This window comes from Echinicola salinicaeni (genome assembly GCF_014280965.1).
In the GTDB taxonomy this organism is placed as follows: domain Bacteria; phylum Bacteroidota; class Bacteroidia; order Cytophagales; family Cyclobacteriaceae; genus Echinicola; species Echinicola salinicaeni.
Map to the genome: position 1 here is coordinate 191485 of NZ_JACODZ010000004.1, position 14619 is coordinate 206103.

Consider the following 14619-nt stretch of genomic DNA (forward strand, 5'->3'; position numbering starts at 1 on the left):
ATAAAAAAGCACGCTAATTTTGCGTGCTTTCTTTATTTAGTGTTTTTCGTAAATCGTTTCAGGCTCTAAAACTTCTACTGTCCCTTTATCATTGATTTCATCCAAAGTGACCTTTTTGATTTCGTTTATGAGGAGAGGATCATATTTTGCTGATACTCTAATATAGTTTTCAGTAAAACCGTGCATTTTACCATCTTCAATATCCTCTTCAAATAATACTTCTAATGTCTCCCCGAGGTTTTCTTCATAGAATTTACGCTTTTTCTTTTCAGAGAGAATTCTGAGCATTTTACTACGTTCATGCCTTTTTTTCATGGGAACAACTTCTTCCATTTCAGTGGCCCTTGTATTGGCTCTTTCTGAATAGGTGAAAACATGTAGGTAGCTTACAGGTAATTCATTTAGAAAATTATAGGTTTCCAAGAACAATTCATCTGTTTCCCCTGGAAATCCTACGATAACATCTACTCCAATGCAGCAATGGGGCATAAGGGATTTGATTTTGCTTACTCTGTCCACATATAATTCTCTTAAGTACCTCCTGCCCATTTTTCTTAATATGGTATTGCTGCCTGATTGTAACGGGATATGGAAATGGGGTACAAATCTCTTTGATTTAGAAGCAAATTCAATTATTTCATTGGTGAGCAAGTTAGGTTCTATGGATGAAATTCTAAATCTATCTATCCCCTCAACTTCATCTAAAGCAGTCACTAGGTCAGAAAATTTCTCTTTTCTTTTTCCGTTTTGTATACCAAAATCACCAATATTTACACCTGTTAATACGACTTCTTTAACATCGGTTTCAGCAATCTCACGGGCGGATGCTAAAATATTTTCAATCGCATCACTGCGGCTTTTTCCTCTGGCTAGGGGAATTGTACAAAAAGCACATCCATAATTACAGCCGTCTTGAACCTTTAGAAAGGTCCTTGTGCGGTCATGCATGGAGTAGGCATTATTAAACGTAGTAGCTTCTTGGATTTCTGAAGCGAGTACTTTGGTTTCCTGTTCCTTGGCAAAGCCATCCAGAAGTTCAATAAGTCTGAATTTTTCAGCAGCGCCCAAAACAGCATCTACTCCTTTTATTTCAGAAATCTCTTTAGGTTTTAACTGAGCATAACAGCCAATTATAGTTACGTAAGAGTTAGGGGAGATCTTTTTTGCCTCTTTGACAATCTTTTTACATTTTTTGTCGGCATTTTCAGTTACCGAGCATGTATTTATAATAAAGATGTCTGGATTATCCTCAAAGCCTACTTTTTTATAGCCCTTTTCCTCAAATTGACGGCTAATCGTAGAGGTCTCTGAATAATTCAGTTTGCAACCCAACGTATAAAATGCTACCTTTTTCAAACCTACTTTTCGAATTTACAATGAGTTGCAAATTTAAGTATATTATTTCAGTTTGCAATTTTCGGTTTATTCTGAGGATTTTGCGCAAAAAACGGGTGTTTCGTGTGAAATTGGGGCTTATTTCTGTGAAATAATGCTGTTTTTACAAAGAATGCCTCAAAAAAATACGATTTTTCTTTTTATTTCAGATTTTTGCGTATCTTCGCTACTGTTTTTAAACCACATTATTAAAACATGGCGACTTTACGACAAAAATCATTAATGATGGTGCAGTCAAGAGAGCAAGCGTCTTTTGAAGCTCCGTCACACAAAATTTCTGATTATTATGGTTCTGAGGTGTTCGGTTTGACCGAAATGAAAGAATCATTAGCTCCAACCGTATACAAAAAGGTTAGTGAAGCAATTGAGAAAGGATCTAAGATTGATTCATCTAGTGCAGAAGAAGTAGCAACTGCGGTTAAAGCTTGGGCTTTATCTAAGGGTGTAACGCATTACACTCACTGGTTCCAACCATTGACGGGTTCTACTGCTGAGAAGCATGATACTTTCTTTGATGCACATGGCGGGATTGAGAAATTTAAAGGTTCAGCTTTGGTTCAACAAGAGCCAGATGCCTCTTCTTTCCCAAATGGTGGTATCAGAACTACATTTGAAGCCAGAGGTTATACTGCATGGGATCCTAGTTCTCCAATGTTCATCTTTGAGAATACCCTTTGCATTCCAACGATTTTTGTTTCTTATACAGGTGAAGCGCTTGATTATAAGACTCCTTTATTGAAGTCTGTTGATGCGGTTAGCTCTGCAGCTGCTCAGATTTGTCAATTGTTTGATAGAAATGTGAAGAAGGTAACTCCTTCTTTGGGTGTTGAGCAAGAGTACTTTGTTATTGACAAGGCGCTTTACGCAGCAAGACCTGACTTGGTGATGTCTGGTAGAACTGTATTTGGTCATAATCCTGCTAGAGGTCAGCAATTGGATGATCACTACTTTGGTTCTATCCCAAGTAGAGTAAAAGCTTTCATGAAACACTTTGAGATCGAAGCTTGGAAATTGGGCATCCCTGTTTCTACTCGTCACAATGAGGTAGCTCCAGGTCAATTTGAGGTTGCTCCTGTATTTGAAGAAATCAATAAGGCTACTGACCATAACCAATTATTGATGGACATGATGGACAAAGTTGCTGATCAGCACGACTTGAAAGTCTTGTTCCATGAGAAGCCATTTGCCGGTCTTAACGGTAGTGGTAAGCATAATAACTGGTCTTTGATCACTGATTCTGGTGTGAATTTGTTCCAGCCAAGCAACTCTGCTAGAGAGAATCTTCAGTTCTTGACTTTCTTGGTTGCTACAATCAAGTCTGTATATGATCACGCGGATCTTTTGAGAGCAAGTATTGCTTCTGCAGGTAATGACTTTAGACTTGGTGCAAACGAAGCTCCTCCAGCCATTATTTCCGTGTTCTTGGGTTCTACCTTGACAGAAGTATTGGATGAGCTTGAGAAAAATGGTAACATCAAGATCGAAAAAGGTGATAATATGTATATGAAGTTAGGTATCAATAAGATTCCTGAAATCATATTGGATAACACCGATAGAAACAGAACTTCTCCATTCGCCTTTACTGGTAATAAATTTGAGTTCAGGGCTGTAGGTTCTTCATCGAATGTAGCAGGACCAATGACTGCTCTAAATGTTATTGTAGCAGATACGCTTCGTCAGATGTCTAAAGACATCCAAGCAGAAATCGAAAAAGGTAACGAGAAGAAAATTGCGATCGTTAATGTATTGAGACAATACATCAAAGACAGCAAGAAAGTACGATTCGAAGGAGACGGTTACTCTGAAGAATGGGAGAAAGAAGCTGAAAAGAGAGGTCTTTCTAACTTGAAGAGCACTCCATTTGCTCTGGATGTATTAATCAGAAAGCAAACTGCTGAGCTTTACGAAAGACATAATGTATTGAATGAAACTGAGCTACATGCGAGACATGAGATCAGGTTGGAGAACTATATCATGAAGGTTCAAATTGAATCTCGTGTTATGGGGGACTTGGCGTTGAACCATATCATTCCTACTGCTATTCAGTACCAAAACAAGTTGATCGAAAATGCTAATGGTCTTAAAGGTCTTGGTTTGGATGCCAAAGCTGTTGTAGAGACTATCAGTGAGATCAGTAAGCATATTTCTGCCTTGAAGGACAATGTACTAGCGATGATTGATGCTAGAAGAACCTTGAATAAAGAGGAAGATATCGCTAAGAGAGCTAAAGGTTATAGTTCAGAAGTTAAGGATGCTTATTTCGATAAGATCAGATATTCTGCAGACAAGCTTGAGTTGTTTGTTGATGATGAGTACTGGCCATTGGCTAAGTACAGAGAGATGTTGTTCTTGAAATAAGAAGATATCAGAATAGATGATAAGAAAGCCGGGTTTTGCCCGGCTTTTTTTATTCATATGGATCGTACTGATTAAGTTCTGCTAGTTCTATGAATAGGTTGGCTACTTTTTGAGTGACATCCTTGAAATATTTTTCACCTTTTTCTTTTGAGGAAAGTTTGGGGTTGCCGATTCCCGTGTCTTTGGTTACTCTGCTCCATTTCCTTTCTGACCATGCCCATCCTTCTCGGATTCCTTTAACCAGTGATTTTCTTTCCTCACCTAAGCCCGCCTCATCAAGTGGACGAACTAAATTGGGATGTAAATGCATGATCAAGCTTGTTTCCATTTCATCTGCATGGTCCCCTTCATGATCGAAGTATTTGGATTTGTCTAGTGCTTTAAACCAATTGCAGCTTGAGAAAAACATGTCTGGGTATTTAAGTCCGAGTTCCCTTAAGATGGTTTTGAAGTCATTTCCGCCATGGCTGTTTAGAATAAGTAGTTTTCTGACCTTTTGTCGGTGAAGGACTTCAGCTAAATCATTAATTATGGCCAGTTGTGTACTGGGATTCAAGTTCATGTCAAGAAATATATCTGTTTGTCCTGTATTGACTCCATAAGGTATGGTTGGTAGTATCATTATTTTGGCTCCTTTTTCATAAGCAATCCTACCAGCTTCTTTGGCTATAGCGTCAGCTTCATAAATGTCCGTACCGTAGGGAAGGTGGTAGTTATGGGCTTCTGTGGCTCCCCAAGGGAGGATAGCCAAGTCAATCACGGTGTCTTTTAAGTCTTTCCAGTTTGCTTCAGCAAGCATATATGGTTTCATAGGCAAGTTTAGTGGTGTTTTTGGTTTTTGAGATGGATTAATTTTTAAAGAATCTATTTTGGGTTATTATTTATCCGATTAGTTGAAAGAAAATAGGTGTTATATTGATAATTAGGGCTGTTTCATAATATAATAATTTCTTGTACAAATTTTTAGCCGTGATTGTGGATTTTGTATTCTTTATACCATATTTTCTTTTTAGGACAAATGTTTATGTATTGCATAAATCTTTTATAAAAATTTTAATTATTGAATAAAAGTTGTAGATTTATTTTCTGAAATAATTACCCTAACAAGCATAGTAAATGAGTGCCGCGAAATTAAAAATTACTTTATCCTTAATGCTAGCAGGGTTTTGCCTGCTAGGACAAGCTGCATTGGCCCAAGAAGATAATCTTCATCGTCAATCTTCTGTATATGAGGCTCCACAGGACCCTTTGGTAATAGAGAAGTTAGAAGATTGGCAAGATTTGAAATTTGGGATGATTATTCATTGGGGATTATATGCAGTGCCAGGTATGATAGAATCATGGGCGCTTTGCTCTGAAGATTGGATCAATAGAGATAGTACTTTTACATATAATGGTTTCAAGGATTGGTATTGGGGACTAAAGGATGAGTTTAATCCAGTTGACTTTGATCCTGATCAATGGGCAGATGCTGCCGAAGCTGCAGGAATGAAGTATTTGGTGTTTACCACTAAACATCACGATGGCTTTAATATGTTTGATACACAACAGACTGATTTTAAGATCTCTGATGGTCCATTCAAGGATAACCCTAAGGCTGATGTGGCAAAGTATGTCTTTGATGCTTTTAGAAAGAAGGATTTTATGATCGGAGCTTATTTTTCAAAGCCTGACTGGCATTCGCAATATTATTGGTGGTCCCGGTATGCTACAGCAGACCGGAATAATAATTACGATATAAGGAAAAACCCCTGGAGGTGGAATAAGTTCAAAGAGTTTACCTTTAATCAGATCAGCGAGTTGATGCATGGTTATGGTGATATCGATATCCTTTGGTTAGATGGAGGATGGGTAAGACCTTTGGAAACTGTTAATGATGAAGTAAGGGCCTGGGGCGCAAGGATTCCAGAATGGAGCCAAGATATTGATATGCCAAAAATAGCTAAAATGGCAAGAGAGGCACAGCCCGGATTGATAATGGTGGACAGGACGGTTCATGGTCCATATGAGAATTATCAGACTCCAGAACAAAGTGTCCCTGAAAAGAAAATTGATAATCCTTGGGAGTCTTGTATGACTTTAGGGCATGCCTGGGGATATGTGCCTAATCAAAATTATAAATCTGTTACTAAAGTAGTCCATACTTTGGTCGAAGTAGTAGCTAAAGGAGGGAGTTTATTGTTAGGAGTAGGCCCAACACCAGAAGGGCTAATACCAGATGAGGATGTGAAACGGTTGAAAGGAATAGGAGACTGGCTTGATGTAAATGGTAAAGCCATTTATGGTAGCAGAACAGTGGATTTCTATCAAGACGGAGATGTTTATTTTACCCAAAATAAGAAAAGTGGAAAGAAATACGCGATAAAATTGATTGCTGAGGGGGATGAAATTCCGGATCTTATATCCTGGTCTTCAGAGCAGCCAGTAGATGGGAAAAAGGTTATATTATTGGAAGGGAATAAAAGGTTAAGTGTTACGGAGAATCATAATACGTTTCAAGTGAAAATACCAAATGCTGTTAAGCGCAGAATAAAGCAAAAAGAGGCGTTGGTATTTGAATTTGAGAATTAATAAAAATATTTATTAGGGTCAAAGCCTGGGGGGAAGGATTCCCTTCGGGCTTTTTTTTTGACTGTTTAAGGAAATTGGCTTATTGTTTGATTATCGAAGCCCATATTTAATATTTGTTAAACAAGCCTTATCTTAGCGTTTCGAAGAAAGATTTTTATTATGAAAGGGATTATTCTTGCCGGTGGATCCGGAACACGTCTTTACCCATTGACGATTGCTTTAAGCAAGCAATTAATGCCAGTATATGATAAACCGATGATTTATTATCCTTTGTCAGTATTGATGATGGCAGGAATTAGGGAAATATTGATTATCACTACTCCTGAGGATGCTGATGCCTTTCAAAAACTATTAGGGGATGGTTCTCATTTGGGATGTGAATTTTCCTTTGCGATTCAGCCTAAACCAGAAGGATTAGTTCAGGCATTTGTGATTGGTGAGGAGTTTATTGGTGATGATAAGGTAGCACTTATATTGGGTGACAATATATTTTATGGGTCAGGTTTACAAGAGACCTTAATGAAGCATACTGATCCGGAAGGTGGGGTGGTTTTTGCTTATCATGTGAACGATCCTCAGCGCTATGGAGTGGTTCAATTTGATGGGGAACAAAAGGCTATCAGCATTGAGGAAAAACCAGAAAAGCCAAAGTCAAATTATGCCGTCCCTGGGCTTTATTTTTATGATAATAGAGTCGTTGAGATTGCCAAAAATATTAAACCAAGCTCTCGTGGAGAATTGGAGATCACGGATGTGAACAACGTTTATTTAAAGGATGAGGAGTTAAGTGTAGGGATTTTAAGTCGTGGGACTGCTTGGTTGGACACTGGAACTCATCAGTCACTGTTGCAAGCTGCCCAGTTTGTTGAAGTAATTGAGGAGCGGCAAGGGTTAAAAATTGGCTGTGTGGAAGAGGTAGCTTATAGAAAAGGTTTTATCGAGAAGAAACAGTTGTTGAAATTGGCTAATAAGCTAGGCAAGAGTGGTTATGGGGTGTATTTGAAAAGATTGGTTGAGTAGTGGTTTCAGAGCTGTTTAATTGACTCTTTTTTTCCAGAATGGAAAAGGAGATAAGTATCTTTTTACAAAGAACTGTCCTTGAATTAGCATGTCGTTGGTGGTATTTGATCCTTCATTTCCATCAAGATAATCTGAAAAAGTGCTTATTAGGGTTCCTTCAAATCCAATGTCCCAATGGGGGCTTATCCCTATGGTACCTCCGATTCTGATAGGGATATAGACAGAGGTGGAAGTGGCATCTTGAATGATTACTTCATCTGTTTTGGCTAATGCCTGTTCCCTGAAAACCATAATTATCCCTAATCCAAGTCCTCCATAGAAATTGTATTTGGGCCTTTCTATATGAGAATCATACATGGAGAGGTAGAATTCCGGCATTAGGTCCAAGGTGTATGCATTTCCAGAAAATGCATAGGCTTTATTTTTTTCTCCCCATTGTATGGCCAGATCAGGTATATAATCCAAATTACTGGAAACCGGTTGAAAGCCAAATGTACCTCTTAAATTGGTCCTCCTTGAAATCTTTGAAGCCAAGCCAAAGCTAAAAGCAGGGAAAATAGGGAATTCAAAATTTCTATATGGGCCACCATTATCAGCATACATCGATGCGGGACCAATGCCTAAGTGGGCAGAATATTTTCTGGGTGTTTTTTCTATGTAGAAGTTTTGCGCACCAGAGAATTGGCATGATATAAAAAAAATAATGAGGCTTAGGAGTAATAGTTTCTTATAAGTCATTTCCAAATTTTATGGGATGATATGCAATTGGGTAAGGTTAATATTGGGATAATTAAAAATAATAGCAAGCATTGTTCCATTTTTTGACGTTGGAATAAATAAAATGCATTGCATACAATTTATAAATTGTAAAAGGATATCCATCAAAGGATATTTTGGAGTTTGTTTTTTTATTATAATCTTGAATAATGCTTAAAGGAATTCATCATATCGCTATAATTTGCTCAAATTATCCTCGTTCGAAATGGTTTTATACTGAAGTTTTAGGTTTGGAAATCTTAAGGGAAGTTTTTAGAGAAGAAAGGCAATCGTATAAGCTAGATTTGGCTTTGGATGGAGCGTATATAATAGAGTTATTTTCTTTTCCTGATCCTCCAAGAAGGGTTTCCAGGCCTGAAGCATGTGGTTTAAGGCATTTGGCTTTTTCTGTAGATGATTTGGAAAAGACTATTGCTGTACTAGGCGAGCAGGGAGTGAGGACGGAAAAGGTAAGAATTGATGAATGGACGGGAAAAAGGTTTGTTTTTCTTTCAGATCCTGACGGGCTTCCCATTGAGTTTTACGAGGAGTAATACGTGTTAAAAATTATTGGAAGGAAAGAGGTTACTTATTCTTTACTTGTTCGGGGATGATTTCAAAGAGTTTTTCATTGGTTAAGGGTTTTTCGATGAAACCTTTAACAGAAGCATATTCTTGTGATTTTTTTCTGTCCTGGAAGTCGATAGAACTGGATAGCATTAAAATTATGTCATTCCTATCGGGACATTTTTCCTCATATTGATTCAAGAAATCCCAACCATTCATTACGGGCATATTGATATCTAGGAGGATAAGTAATCTTTTCTGATTGTTAAGGTTGATTATTTTTTCAAGCGCGATTTCTGCTTCAAGAAACTCATCTACATTAGAACTTAGGTTCGTTTTACCGATTAATCTTTTGTTGATGAGATTATTGATAGGGTCGTCGTCTATTAAAACAATTGAATCAAATGAATACATCAATCGCGCCTTATAATTTCAAGTTTTACTGTGCCAATTCTAGGTAAGATACAATTATATTTTAAGTTTTGAAAAATTATTTAGGGGCTGATTTGTACTTTTTTAATATGGCTCTAGTTGTCCTGCTTGGTGAAAAAATAAGGGGACTGATAATCAGTCCCCTTAAAATTTGTGTTTTCCAGTTTGCAGAAGGTGTTTACATCATACCACCCATTCCGCCACCTCCCATAGGAGGAGCAGCTGCAGCAGAAGCTTCTTCTTTAACATCTGCTACTACACATTCGGTAGTCAATAGCAATGCAGCAATCGAAGCAGCATTTTCAAGCGCTAATCTAGTTACTTTAGTAGGATCAATTACACCAGACTCGAACAAGTCTTCAAACTTGTCAGTGCGGGCATTATAACCAAAGTTTCCAGTTCCTTCTTTGATCTTGTTGATCACTACAGATCCTTCAGCACCTGCGTTGGCTACGATAGATCTAAGAGGAGATTCGATAGCTTGTTTGATGATATTTATACCAGTGTCTTGGTCATCGTTATCACCTTTCAGTCCTTCTAGGGCAGAAGAAGCTCTGATCAATGCTACACCACCACCAACAACAACACCTTCTTGAACAGCTGCTCTAGTTGCGTGAAGTGCATCATCTACACGATCTTTCTTTTCTTTCATTTCTACTTCAGTAGCAGCACCAATATATAGGATAGCTACACCACCAGAAAGCTTAGCTAGTCTTTCTTGAAGTTTCTCTCTGTCGTAGTCAGAAGTAGTTTTTTCAATTTGAGATTTGATCTCAGCAATTCTAGCTTCAATAGCAGACTTTTCACCAGCACCGTTAACGATAGTAGTGTTGTCTTTATCAATGTTTACTTTGTCAGCTGTACCTAGGTACTCGATAGAAGCATTTTCAAGTTTGTAGCCTCTTTCTTCAGAGATAACAGTTCCACCAGTTAGGATAGCGATGTCTTCTAACATGGCTTTTCTTCTGTCTCCAAAACCAGGAGCTTTAACAGCTGCTACTTTAAGTGCACCTCTAATTTTGTTAACTACCAAGGTAGCTAGCGCTTCTCCGTCTACATCTTCAGCAATGATCAATAGCGGCTTGCCTGATTGTGCTACTGGCTCCAATACAGGAAGCAATTCTTTCATTGAAGAGATCTTCTTGTCGTAGATCAAGATATAAGGGTTCTCCAATTCAGCTTCCATTTTCTCAGTGTTGGTAGTGAAATATGGAGAAAGGTAACCTCTGTCAAACTGCATACCTTCTACAGTTCTAACTTCAGTTTCAGTACCTTTAGCTTCTTCTACAGTGATAACGCCATCTTTACCTACTTTGTCCATGGCATCAGCAATCATATTACCGATTTCCTCGTCATTGTTGGCAGAGATAGTACCTACTTGAGCGATCTCTTTAGATGTTGAGATGGCTTTAGAAGTAGCTTTCAATTCAGCAACTACAGCACTAACAGCCTTGTCGATACCTCTTTTAAGGTCCATAGGGTTAGCTCCGGCCGCTACGTTTTTGATACCTACGTTGAAAATAGACTGGGTCAAAACAGTAGCAGTAGTAGTACCATCACCTGCATTGTCTGCAGTTTTAGAAGCTACTTCTTTAACCAATTGAGCACCCATGTTTTCGATAGGTTCTTCCAATTCGATTTCTTTGGCTACAGAAACACCATCTTTAGTGATAGTAGGTGCACCAAATTTTTTGTCAATAATTACATTTCTACCTTTTGGGCCTAATGTTACTTTTACCGCCTCAGCAAGAGCATCAACTCCTTTTTTCAGTTTGTCTCTAGCGTCTGTATCGAAAAATAATTCCTTTGCCATTTTTGTTTACTTTTAATGTTTTGTTTGATTAAACTTTTAAAGTGAAGATTTAGAGAATAGCAAAAATGTCTGATTCTCTCATGATCAAATAGTCAGCACCTTCAACAGATAACTCAGTACCAGCATATTTGCCATAAAGTACAGTGTCACCTACTTTCACGGTAAGAGGTTCGTCTTTTTTACCGTTTCCAACAGCTACTACAGTGCCTTTTTGTGGTTTTTCTTTGGCAGTGTCAGGGATATAAAGTCCAGATGCTGTTTTCTCTTCAGCTGCAGCCGGTTCAACTAGAACTCTATCTGCAAGCGGTTGGATGTTCACTTTTGACATAATCTTATTGTTTTTTTTAGGTTAGTTTCTATGTTCTGAAAGCCTCTATTACATTTCTTGTGCCAAGTGGAAAATCCTTAAATTTTATGACAGAAAGTCGTAAAAAACGTGGGGCTTTGTCAGGTTTGGTTGATATGTCCTGAACTTTCTGTCAATTTTGCTTTTTTGAAATTCGTTTCTATGTCAGTTTTTTATTAAATTCTGTAAAACTATATCCTCTATGAAAACATTATCGGATAACTGGATTGTAGAAGGCTGGATAGATTTTGAGTATAAGAAATATTTACTATTGGCTTATTTAAAACATGTAGATAGGCATTTTAGTGATATTAAACTTTATCCACCACTGGGTGATTTGGTCAGGCATTATGAGATTCTAATGGGGTTTTCTAATAAGAAGGAAGTGCTCAAACAATCTTTTCCTAAACGGCTGATGGGGATAGATCATGAAAAGGTTGAGCTAAGGAAGACCATAGAAATGCCTGATGATGAAGTGATGGAAGAGCTCGAAGAGATAATGGCTTATTCTATACCTAAGATCAAAGAGCAAATTGAGCAAGGTAAAACCATTTATGAACTGATTGAAAGTAATCTTGAGGTAGGGCCAGTTGGTTTGAGTCCTATTTATCAAAAAGAAGGGTATGTTATTTTTTCTTTTGATCATTCATCTGACCTTTTCATCTACCGTTATCAAGTTAAATTATTTGAAAATAGTTTTGAGAAGTTAAGAGGTATAGCTTTTAGTTTTTTGGATAAACGACACCATTCTCTTGATCAAAGCTTGGAGCATATTAAACTTGAACTGGTTAAGTTAAATAAAGATTTGCCCAACCCTGCGACATGGAGGGCGCATAGTAAAAAGAAAGTGCCTTTAATTGAAACAGTAGTGCCCATCAGTAAGCGGATTCTGATGAAAATGATTGCATAAAAAAGCGCCTTGATCGAGGCGCTTTTGATTTTATTTATCCATTCTCTTTTGAAGAAGCGAAGGTTCTTTTTCATTGAGTATTGGGGCCGGACTGGTTTTAGAATCCGTTGTACCCTCTTTAGCTTCTTTGAGCTTTTGCCTTCTGACTTCTCTGTTTTTTATTACTTCGTCTCCTGGTTTGCCAAATAGGATTTTATAAGCCTCTTTGAAATTCTCAGCCTGCTTCAAGTCGTTTACTATATCGTACCATTCATGGAATACCAAATAAACCGGATTGTAAGAAGTTACTGGTTTAGTGATGCCATAGTTTGGAGTTTCGGCTTCTGGCATGAAAGTCCCAAAGATTCTGTCCCAAATGATAAAGGTTGAACCATAGTTTTTGTCCAAATAATGTTCGTCACTGGCATGGTGAACCCTATGGTGTGAAGGTGTGGTGAAAATATATTCGATGGGAGCAGGAAGTTTCTTGATGTACTCTGTATGGATCCAAAACTGGTATAGAACAGCTATTTGATGGCAGATAAAGAAAACAAATGGATCAAATCCTATCATCACCACAGGGATGAAAAATATGAATTTAATATGTTGGGTCCAGCTTAATCTAAATGAAACAGAAAAATTATATTTGCTTGAGTTATGGTGAGTGACATGAGTGGCCCACCAAAATCGCTGTTCATGGGCAACCCTGTGTGCCCAGTATCTGGCAAAATCAATTGCAATGAAGCAGGGGATAAAAGACCACCAAGTTGCTGGGATTTTCCAAGGTACAATATTCCAAAAGAAAAGGACGGCAGAAAATAAAGCTACCTTGATTAAGGCGCTTATTCCTACGTTGATTAGGCCAATGGAGGATGCTGCTAGGAAATCCTTGCCATCATATGAATCTCTGTTTTTGTAAATACTTAATCCCCATTCTGCAAATACCAACGCGAACATTACAGGTGCAGCCCATAAGATGATATTTGGCCAGTCATTTGCTCCTAAATCTTCAAGGCTTTGATAATTTTCAAACATAAAATAAAGTTTAACTGATTTGGTTTAGCATAAATTAAAAGGTACTACTAAATCAAGATAGTGCCAAAATTAAACGGGTTTATTAACAAAAATTTAGAAAAATAGAGGCGATAAACAAAAATAGCCCGTTTATCTAACGGGCTATCTGGAGTCTTCTGTTTATATGCTTATTCTGCACTATCAGTAGGAGTAGCTTCTTGTTCACTAGGAAGTATACTCTCTCCTTCACCAAAAGCAGGTGTTATCCCTTGCTCTTTAGCGTTTTCTATATTGGGAGAATTGTACTCATCTCCCACAGAGGTAGTTTCGTTAATGAACGCGGAGGAAATTAGGGAAAGCACTAGGATGGCGATCGCCAAAACCCAAGTGGATTTTTCAAGGATATTTCCAGTTTTGGTAACCCCCATGATTTGTGAAGCACTTCCTCCAAATGCAGCACCAACACCGCCTTTTGAATTTTGGCCCAAAATCACTAGTACCAATAATACGGCCAAAACGATGATGACACTGATTATTAAAGTAAACATATAATATTGAATTTAATCTTTTAACTCTTTTATTAAGTCCGCAAAATAAGCCTTTTTCTTCGGAAATTTCAAAATTAATTTCTCATAAATTTCTTTTGCCTTGTCTTTTTTACCTTGTTTGGTCAATAACTTGGCATAAGATTCAGAAAGCAGCTTGTCACTAAGCTGGGTGCTTTTTACGGATAAATCCTGAAGCTTGTTGCTGTCTTCATTTTCCTTGATTGTAGCCACCTTAATTTCCTTTTTACTAAAGGCTTTTATGATGTCTATTTGTTCCTTTTTGCGAACATCCTTGATGACCTTTTTTTCCTTTTTTCTGATAGTTTCTATCAGGTCATCACCAGCTTTTTGTCGTCTCTTTGTTGATTTTGGACTTTTTTCTTTTGGCTTATCTGCAGTACTGGATTGAGGTGGTTTTTCTTGGGGTTTTGGAGATGCGGTAGGCTTTTCAGTTTCTTGGTTTCTTAATTTGGACAGATTCTCTTCCAGCTTTTTCAAGACCTCAGCACGGCTATTGGTAATAGGGTTTTGCTTTGGACTTTCTTCAGGCTCTACTTTCTTTTTGCTTTCTGTAGTTTCAGGCTTTTCTTCTAATAGGACGGGCTTCTCTTTTGCAGCCTTTTTAGGTTCATCAATTGATTGTTGATTTCCTAAAAATGGGAGATCCTGTTCGATTAAAGTCTTGAGCCAAGATCTGTCCGGGCTTTGTACTGCTGCCCAGTGTAATAATTCTTTGGATTCTCCATTGGATACATTGAGCTCGTATTTGGCTGCTAAAACCTTAGGTACCAAGAAATAGGGGAAGGTCTCATGAAGCTTTATTAAAGCTTTAAAGTCTTCCTTCTCAAGATGATTACCTTTTTTTATGATACTTAAAAGTTCAGCTGCATTCACAGGTTTGTCCGTTTGT

General features: G+C 37.7%; 14 protein-coding genes. 5 read left to right on the plus strand and 9 right to left on the minus strand.

The genetic code is table 11. The features are described from left to right. Nucleotides 1–36 precede the first annotated feature (36 nt). Complete coding sequence (mtaB, locus tag H7U17_RS08775; protein ID WP_186756334.1) at nt 37–1356, minus strand: tRNA (N(6)-L-threonylcarbamoyladenosine(37)-C(2))-methylthiotransferase MtaB; 1320 nt, start codon at nt 1354–1356, stop codon at nt 37–39. A 234-nt stretch (nt 1357–1590) separates the two neighbouring features. Here mtaB and H7U17_RS08780 point away from each other — a divergent pair, with 234 nt between their 5' ends. Next, complete coding sequence (locus tag H7U17_RS08780; protein ID WP_186756335.1) at nt 1591–3753, plus strand: glutamine synthetase III family protein; 2163 nt, start codon at nt 1591–1593, stop codon at nt 3751–3753. 49 nt (nt 3754–3802) lie between these two features. On the opposite strand, the gene H7U17_RS08785 is transcribed toward H7U17_RS08780, so the two are convergent. Continuing rightward, nucleotides 3803–4564: a creatininase family protein gene (locus tag H7U17_RS08785; RefSeq protein ID WP_186756336.1), complete on the minus strand. Its 762-nt coding sequence runs from the start codon at nt 4562–4564 to the stop codon at nt 3803–3805. A 305-nt stretch (nt 4565–4869) separates the two neighbouring features. On the opposite strand from H7U17_RS08785, the gene H7U17_RS08790 reads away from it, so the two are divergent. Both H7U17_RS08790 and rfbA read left to right on the plus strand, forming a co-directional pair. Then, complete coding sequence (locus tag H7U17_RS08790; RefSeq protein ID WP_186756337.1) at nt 4870–6324, plus strand: alpha-L-fucosidase; 1455 nt, start codon at nt 4870–4872, stop codon at nt 6322–6324. Nucleotides 6325–6483: 159 nt separating this feature from the next. Beyond that, entirely contained in the window at nt 6484–7344 is an 861-nt protein-coding gene (gene rfbA / locus H7U17_RS08795; protein WP_186756338.1) for a glucose-1-phosphate thymidylyltransferase RfbA, read from the plus strand. Between the two features lie 15 nt (nt 7345–7359). Here the strand turns inward: rfbA and H7U17_RS08800 are convergent, their stop codons facing one another. Further along, nucleotides 7360–8082, minus strand: coding sequence for a hypothetical protein (locus H7U17_RS08800; protein WP_186756339.1), 723 nt, complete (start codon nt 8080–8082; stop codon nt 7360–7362). 188 nt (nt 8083–8270) lie between these two features. On the opposite strand from H7U17_RS08800, the gene gloA2 reads away from it, so the two are divergent. Further along, entirely contained in the window at nt 8271–8654 is a 384-nt protein-coding gene (gene gloA2, locus H7U17_RS08805) for an SMU1112c/YaeR family gloxylase I-like metalloprotein (RefSeq protein ID WP_186756340.1), read from the plus strand. A gap of 31 nt (nt 8655–8685) precedes the next feature. On the opposite strand, the gene H7U17_RS08810 is transcribed toward gloA2, so the two are convergent. The 3 genes from H7U17_RS08810 to H7U17_RS08820 form a co-directional block, all read right to left on the minus strand. Further along, entirely contained in the window at nt 8686–9081 is a 396-nt protein-coding gene (locus H7U17_RS08810; RefSeq protein WP_186756341.1) for a response regulator, read from the minus strand. Between the two features lie 196 nt (nt 9082–9277). Continuing rightward, on the minus strand, nt 9278–10912 hold the full coding sequence (gene groL / locus H7U17_RS08815) for a chaperonin GroEL (RefSeq protein ID WP_186756342.1): 1635 nt from the start codon (nt 10910–10912) through the stop codon (nt 9278–9280). Between the two features lie 49 nt (nt 10913–10961). Then, the gene (locus tag H7U17_RS08820) at nt 10962–11240 is read right to left on the minus strand and encodes a co-chaperone GroES (protein ID WP_186756343.1); all 279 of its coding nucleotides are present in this window, start codon (nt 11238–11240) and stop codon (nt 10962–10964) included. Between the two features lie 220 nt (nt 11241–11460). On the opposite strand from H7U17_RS08820, the gene H7U17_RS08825 reads away from it, so the two are divergent. Then, nucleotides 11461–12168 carry a hypothetical protein gene (locus H7U17_RS08825; RefSeq protein ID WP_186756344.1) on the plus strand — a complete coding sequence of 236 codons (708 nt, stop codon included), beginning with the start codon at nt 11461–11463 and terminating at the stop codon, nt 12166–12168. A 30-nt stretch (nt 12169–12198) separates the two neighbouring features. Here the strand turns inward: H7U17_RS08825 and H7U17_RS08830 are convergent, their stop codons facing one another. From H7U17_RS08830 to H7U17_RS08840, 3 genes are all read right to left on the minus strand, one after another. Beyond that, nucleotides 12199–13182 (minus strand): sterol desaturase family protein, encoded by a 984-nt coding sequence (locus tag H7U17_RS08830; protein WP_186756345.1) that lies wholly within the window; start codon nt 13180–13182, stop codon nt 12199–12201. A 167-nt stretch (nt 13183–13349) separates the two neighbouring features. Then, nucleotides 13350–13709 (minus strand): preprotein translocase subunit SecG, encoded by a 360-nt coding sequence (gene secG, locus H7U17_RS08835; RefSeq protein WP_186756346.1) that lies wholly within the window; start codon nt 13707–13709, stop codon nt 13350–13352. A gap of 12 nt (nt 13710–13721) precedes the next feature. Continuing rightward, the gene (locus tag H7U17_RS08840; RefSeq protein ID WP_186756347.1) at nt 13722–14603 is read right to left on the minus strand and encodes a hypothetical protein; all 882 of its coding nucleotides are present in this window, start codon (nt 14601–14603) and stop codon (nt 13722–13724) included. Between the last annotated feature and the right edge of the window lie 16 nt (nt 14604–14619).

Coding starts and splice junctions, on each gene's coding strand:
- H7U17_RS08780 (WP_186756335.1), top strand. CDS start 1,591: ATGGCGACTTTACGACAAAAATCATTAATGATGGTGCAGTCAAGAGAG.
- H7U17_RS08785 (WP_186756336.1), bottom strand. CDS start 4,564: ATGAAACCATATATGCTTGCTGAAGCAAACTGGAAAGACTTAAAAGAC.
- H7U17_RS08790 (WP_186756337.1), top strand. CDS start 4,870: ATGAGTGCCGCGAAATTAAAAATTACTTTATCCTTAATGCTAGCAGGG.
- rfbA (WP_186756338.1), top strand. CDS start 6,484: ATGAAAGGGATTATTCTTGCCGGTGGATCCGGAACACGTCTTTACCCA.
- H7U17_RS08800 (WP_186756339.1), bottom strand. CDS start 8,082: ATGACTTATAAGAAACTATTACTCCTAAGCCTCATTATTTTTTTTATA.
- gloA2 (WP_186756340.1), top strand. CDS start 8,271: ATGCTTAAAGGAATTCATCATATCGCTATAATTTGCTCAAATTATCCT.
- H7U17_RS08810 (WP_186756341.1), bottom strand. CDS start 9,081: ATGTATTCATTTGATTCAATTGTTTTAATAGACGACGACCCTATCAAT.
- groL (WP_186756342.1), bottom strand. CDS start 10,912: ATGGCAAAGGAATTATTTTTCGATACAGACGCTAGAGACAAACTGAAA.
- H7U17_RS08820 (WP_186756343.1), bottom strand. CDS start 11,240: ATGTCAAAAGTGAACATCCAACCGCTTGCAGATAGAGTTCTAGTTGAA.
- H7U17_RS08825 (WP_186756344.1), top strand. CDS start 11,461: ATGAAAACATTATCGGATAACTGGATTGTAGAAGGCTGGATAGATTTT.
- H7U17_RS08830 (WP_186756345.1), bottom strand. CDS start 13,182: ATGTTTGAAAATTATCAAAGCCTTGAAGATTTAGGAGCAAATGACTGG.
- secG (WP_186756346.1), bottom strand. CDS start 13,709: ATGTTTACTTTAATAATCAGTGTCATCATCGTTTTGGCCGTATTATTG.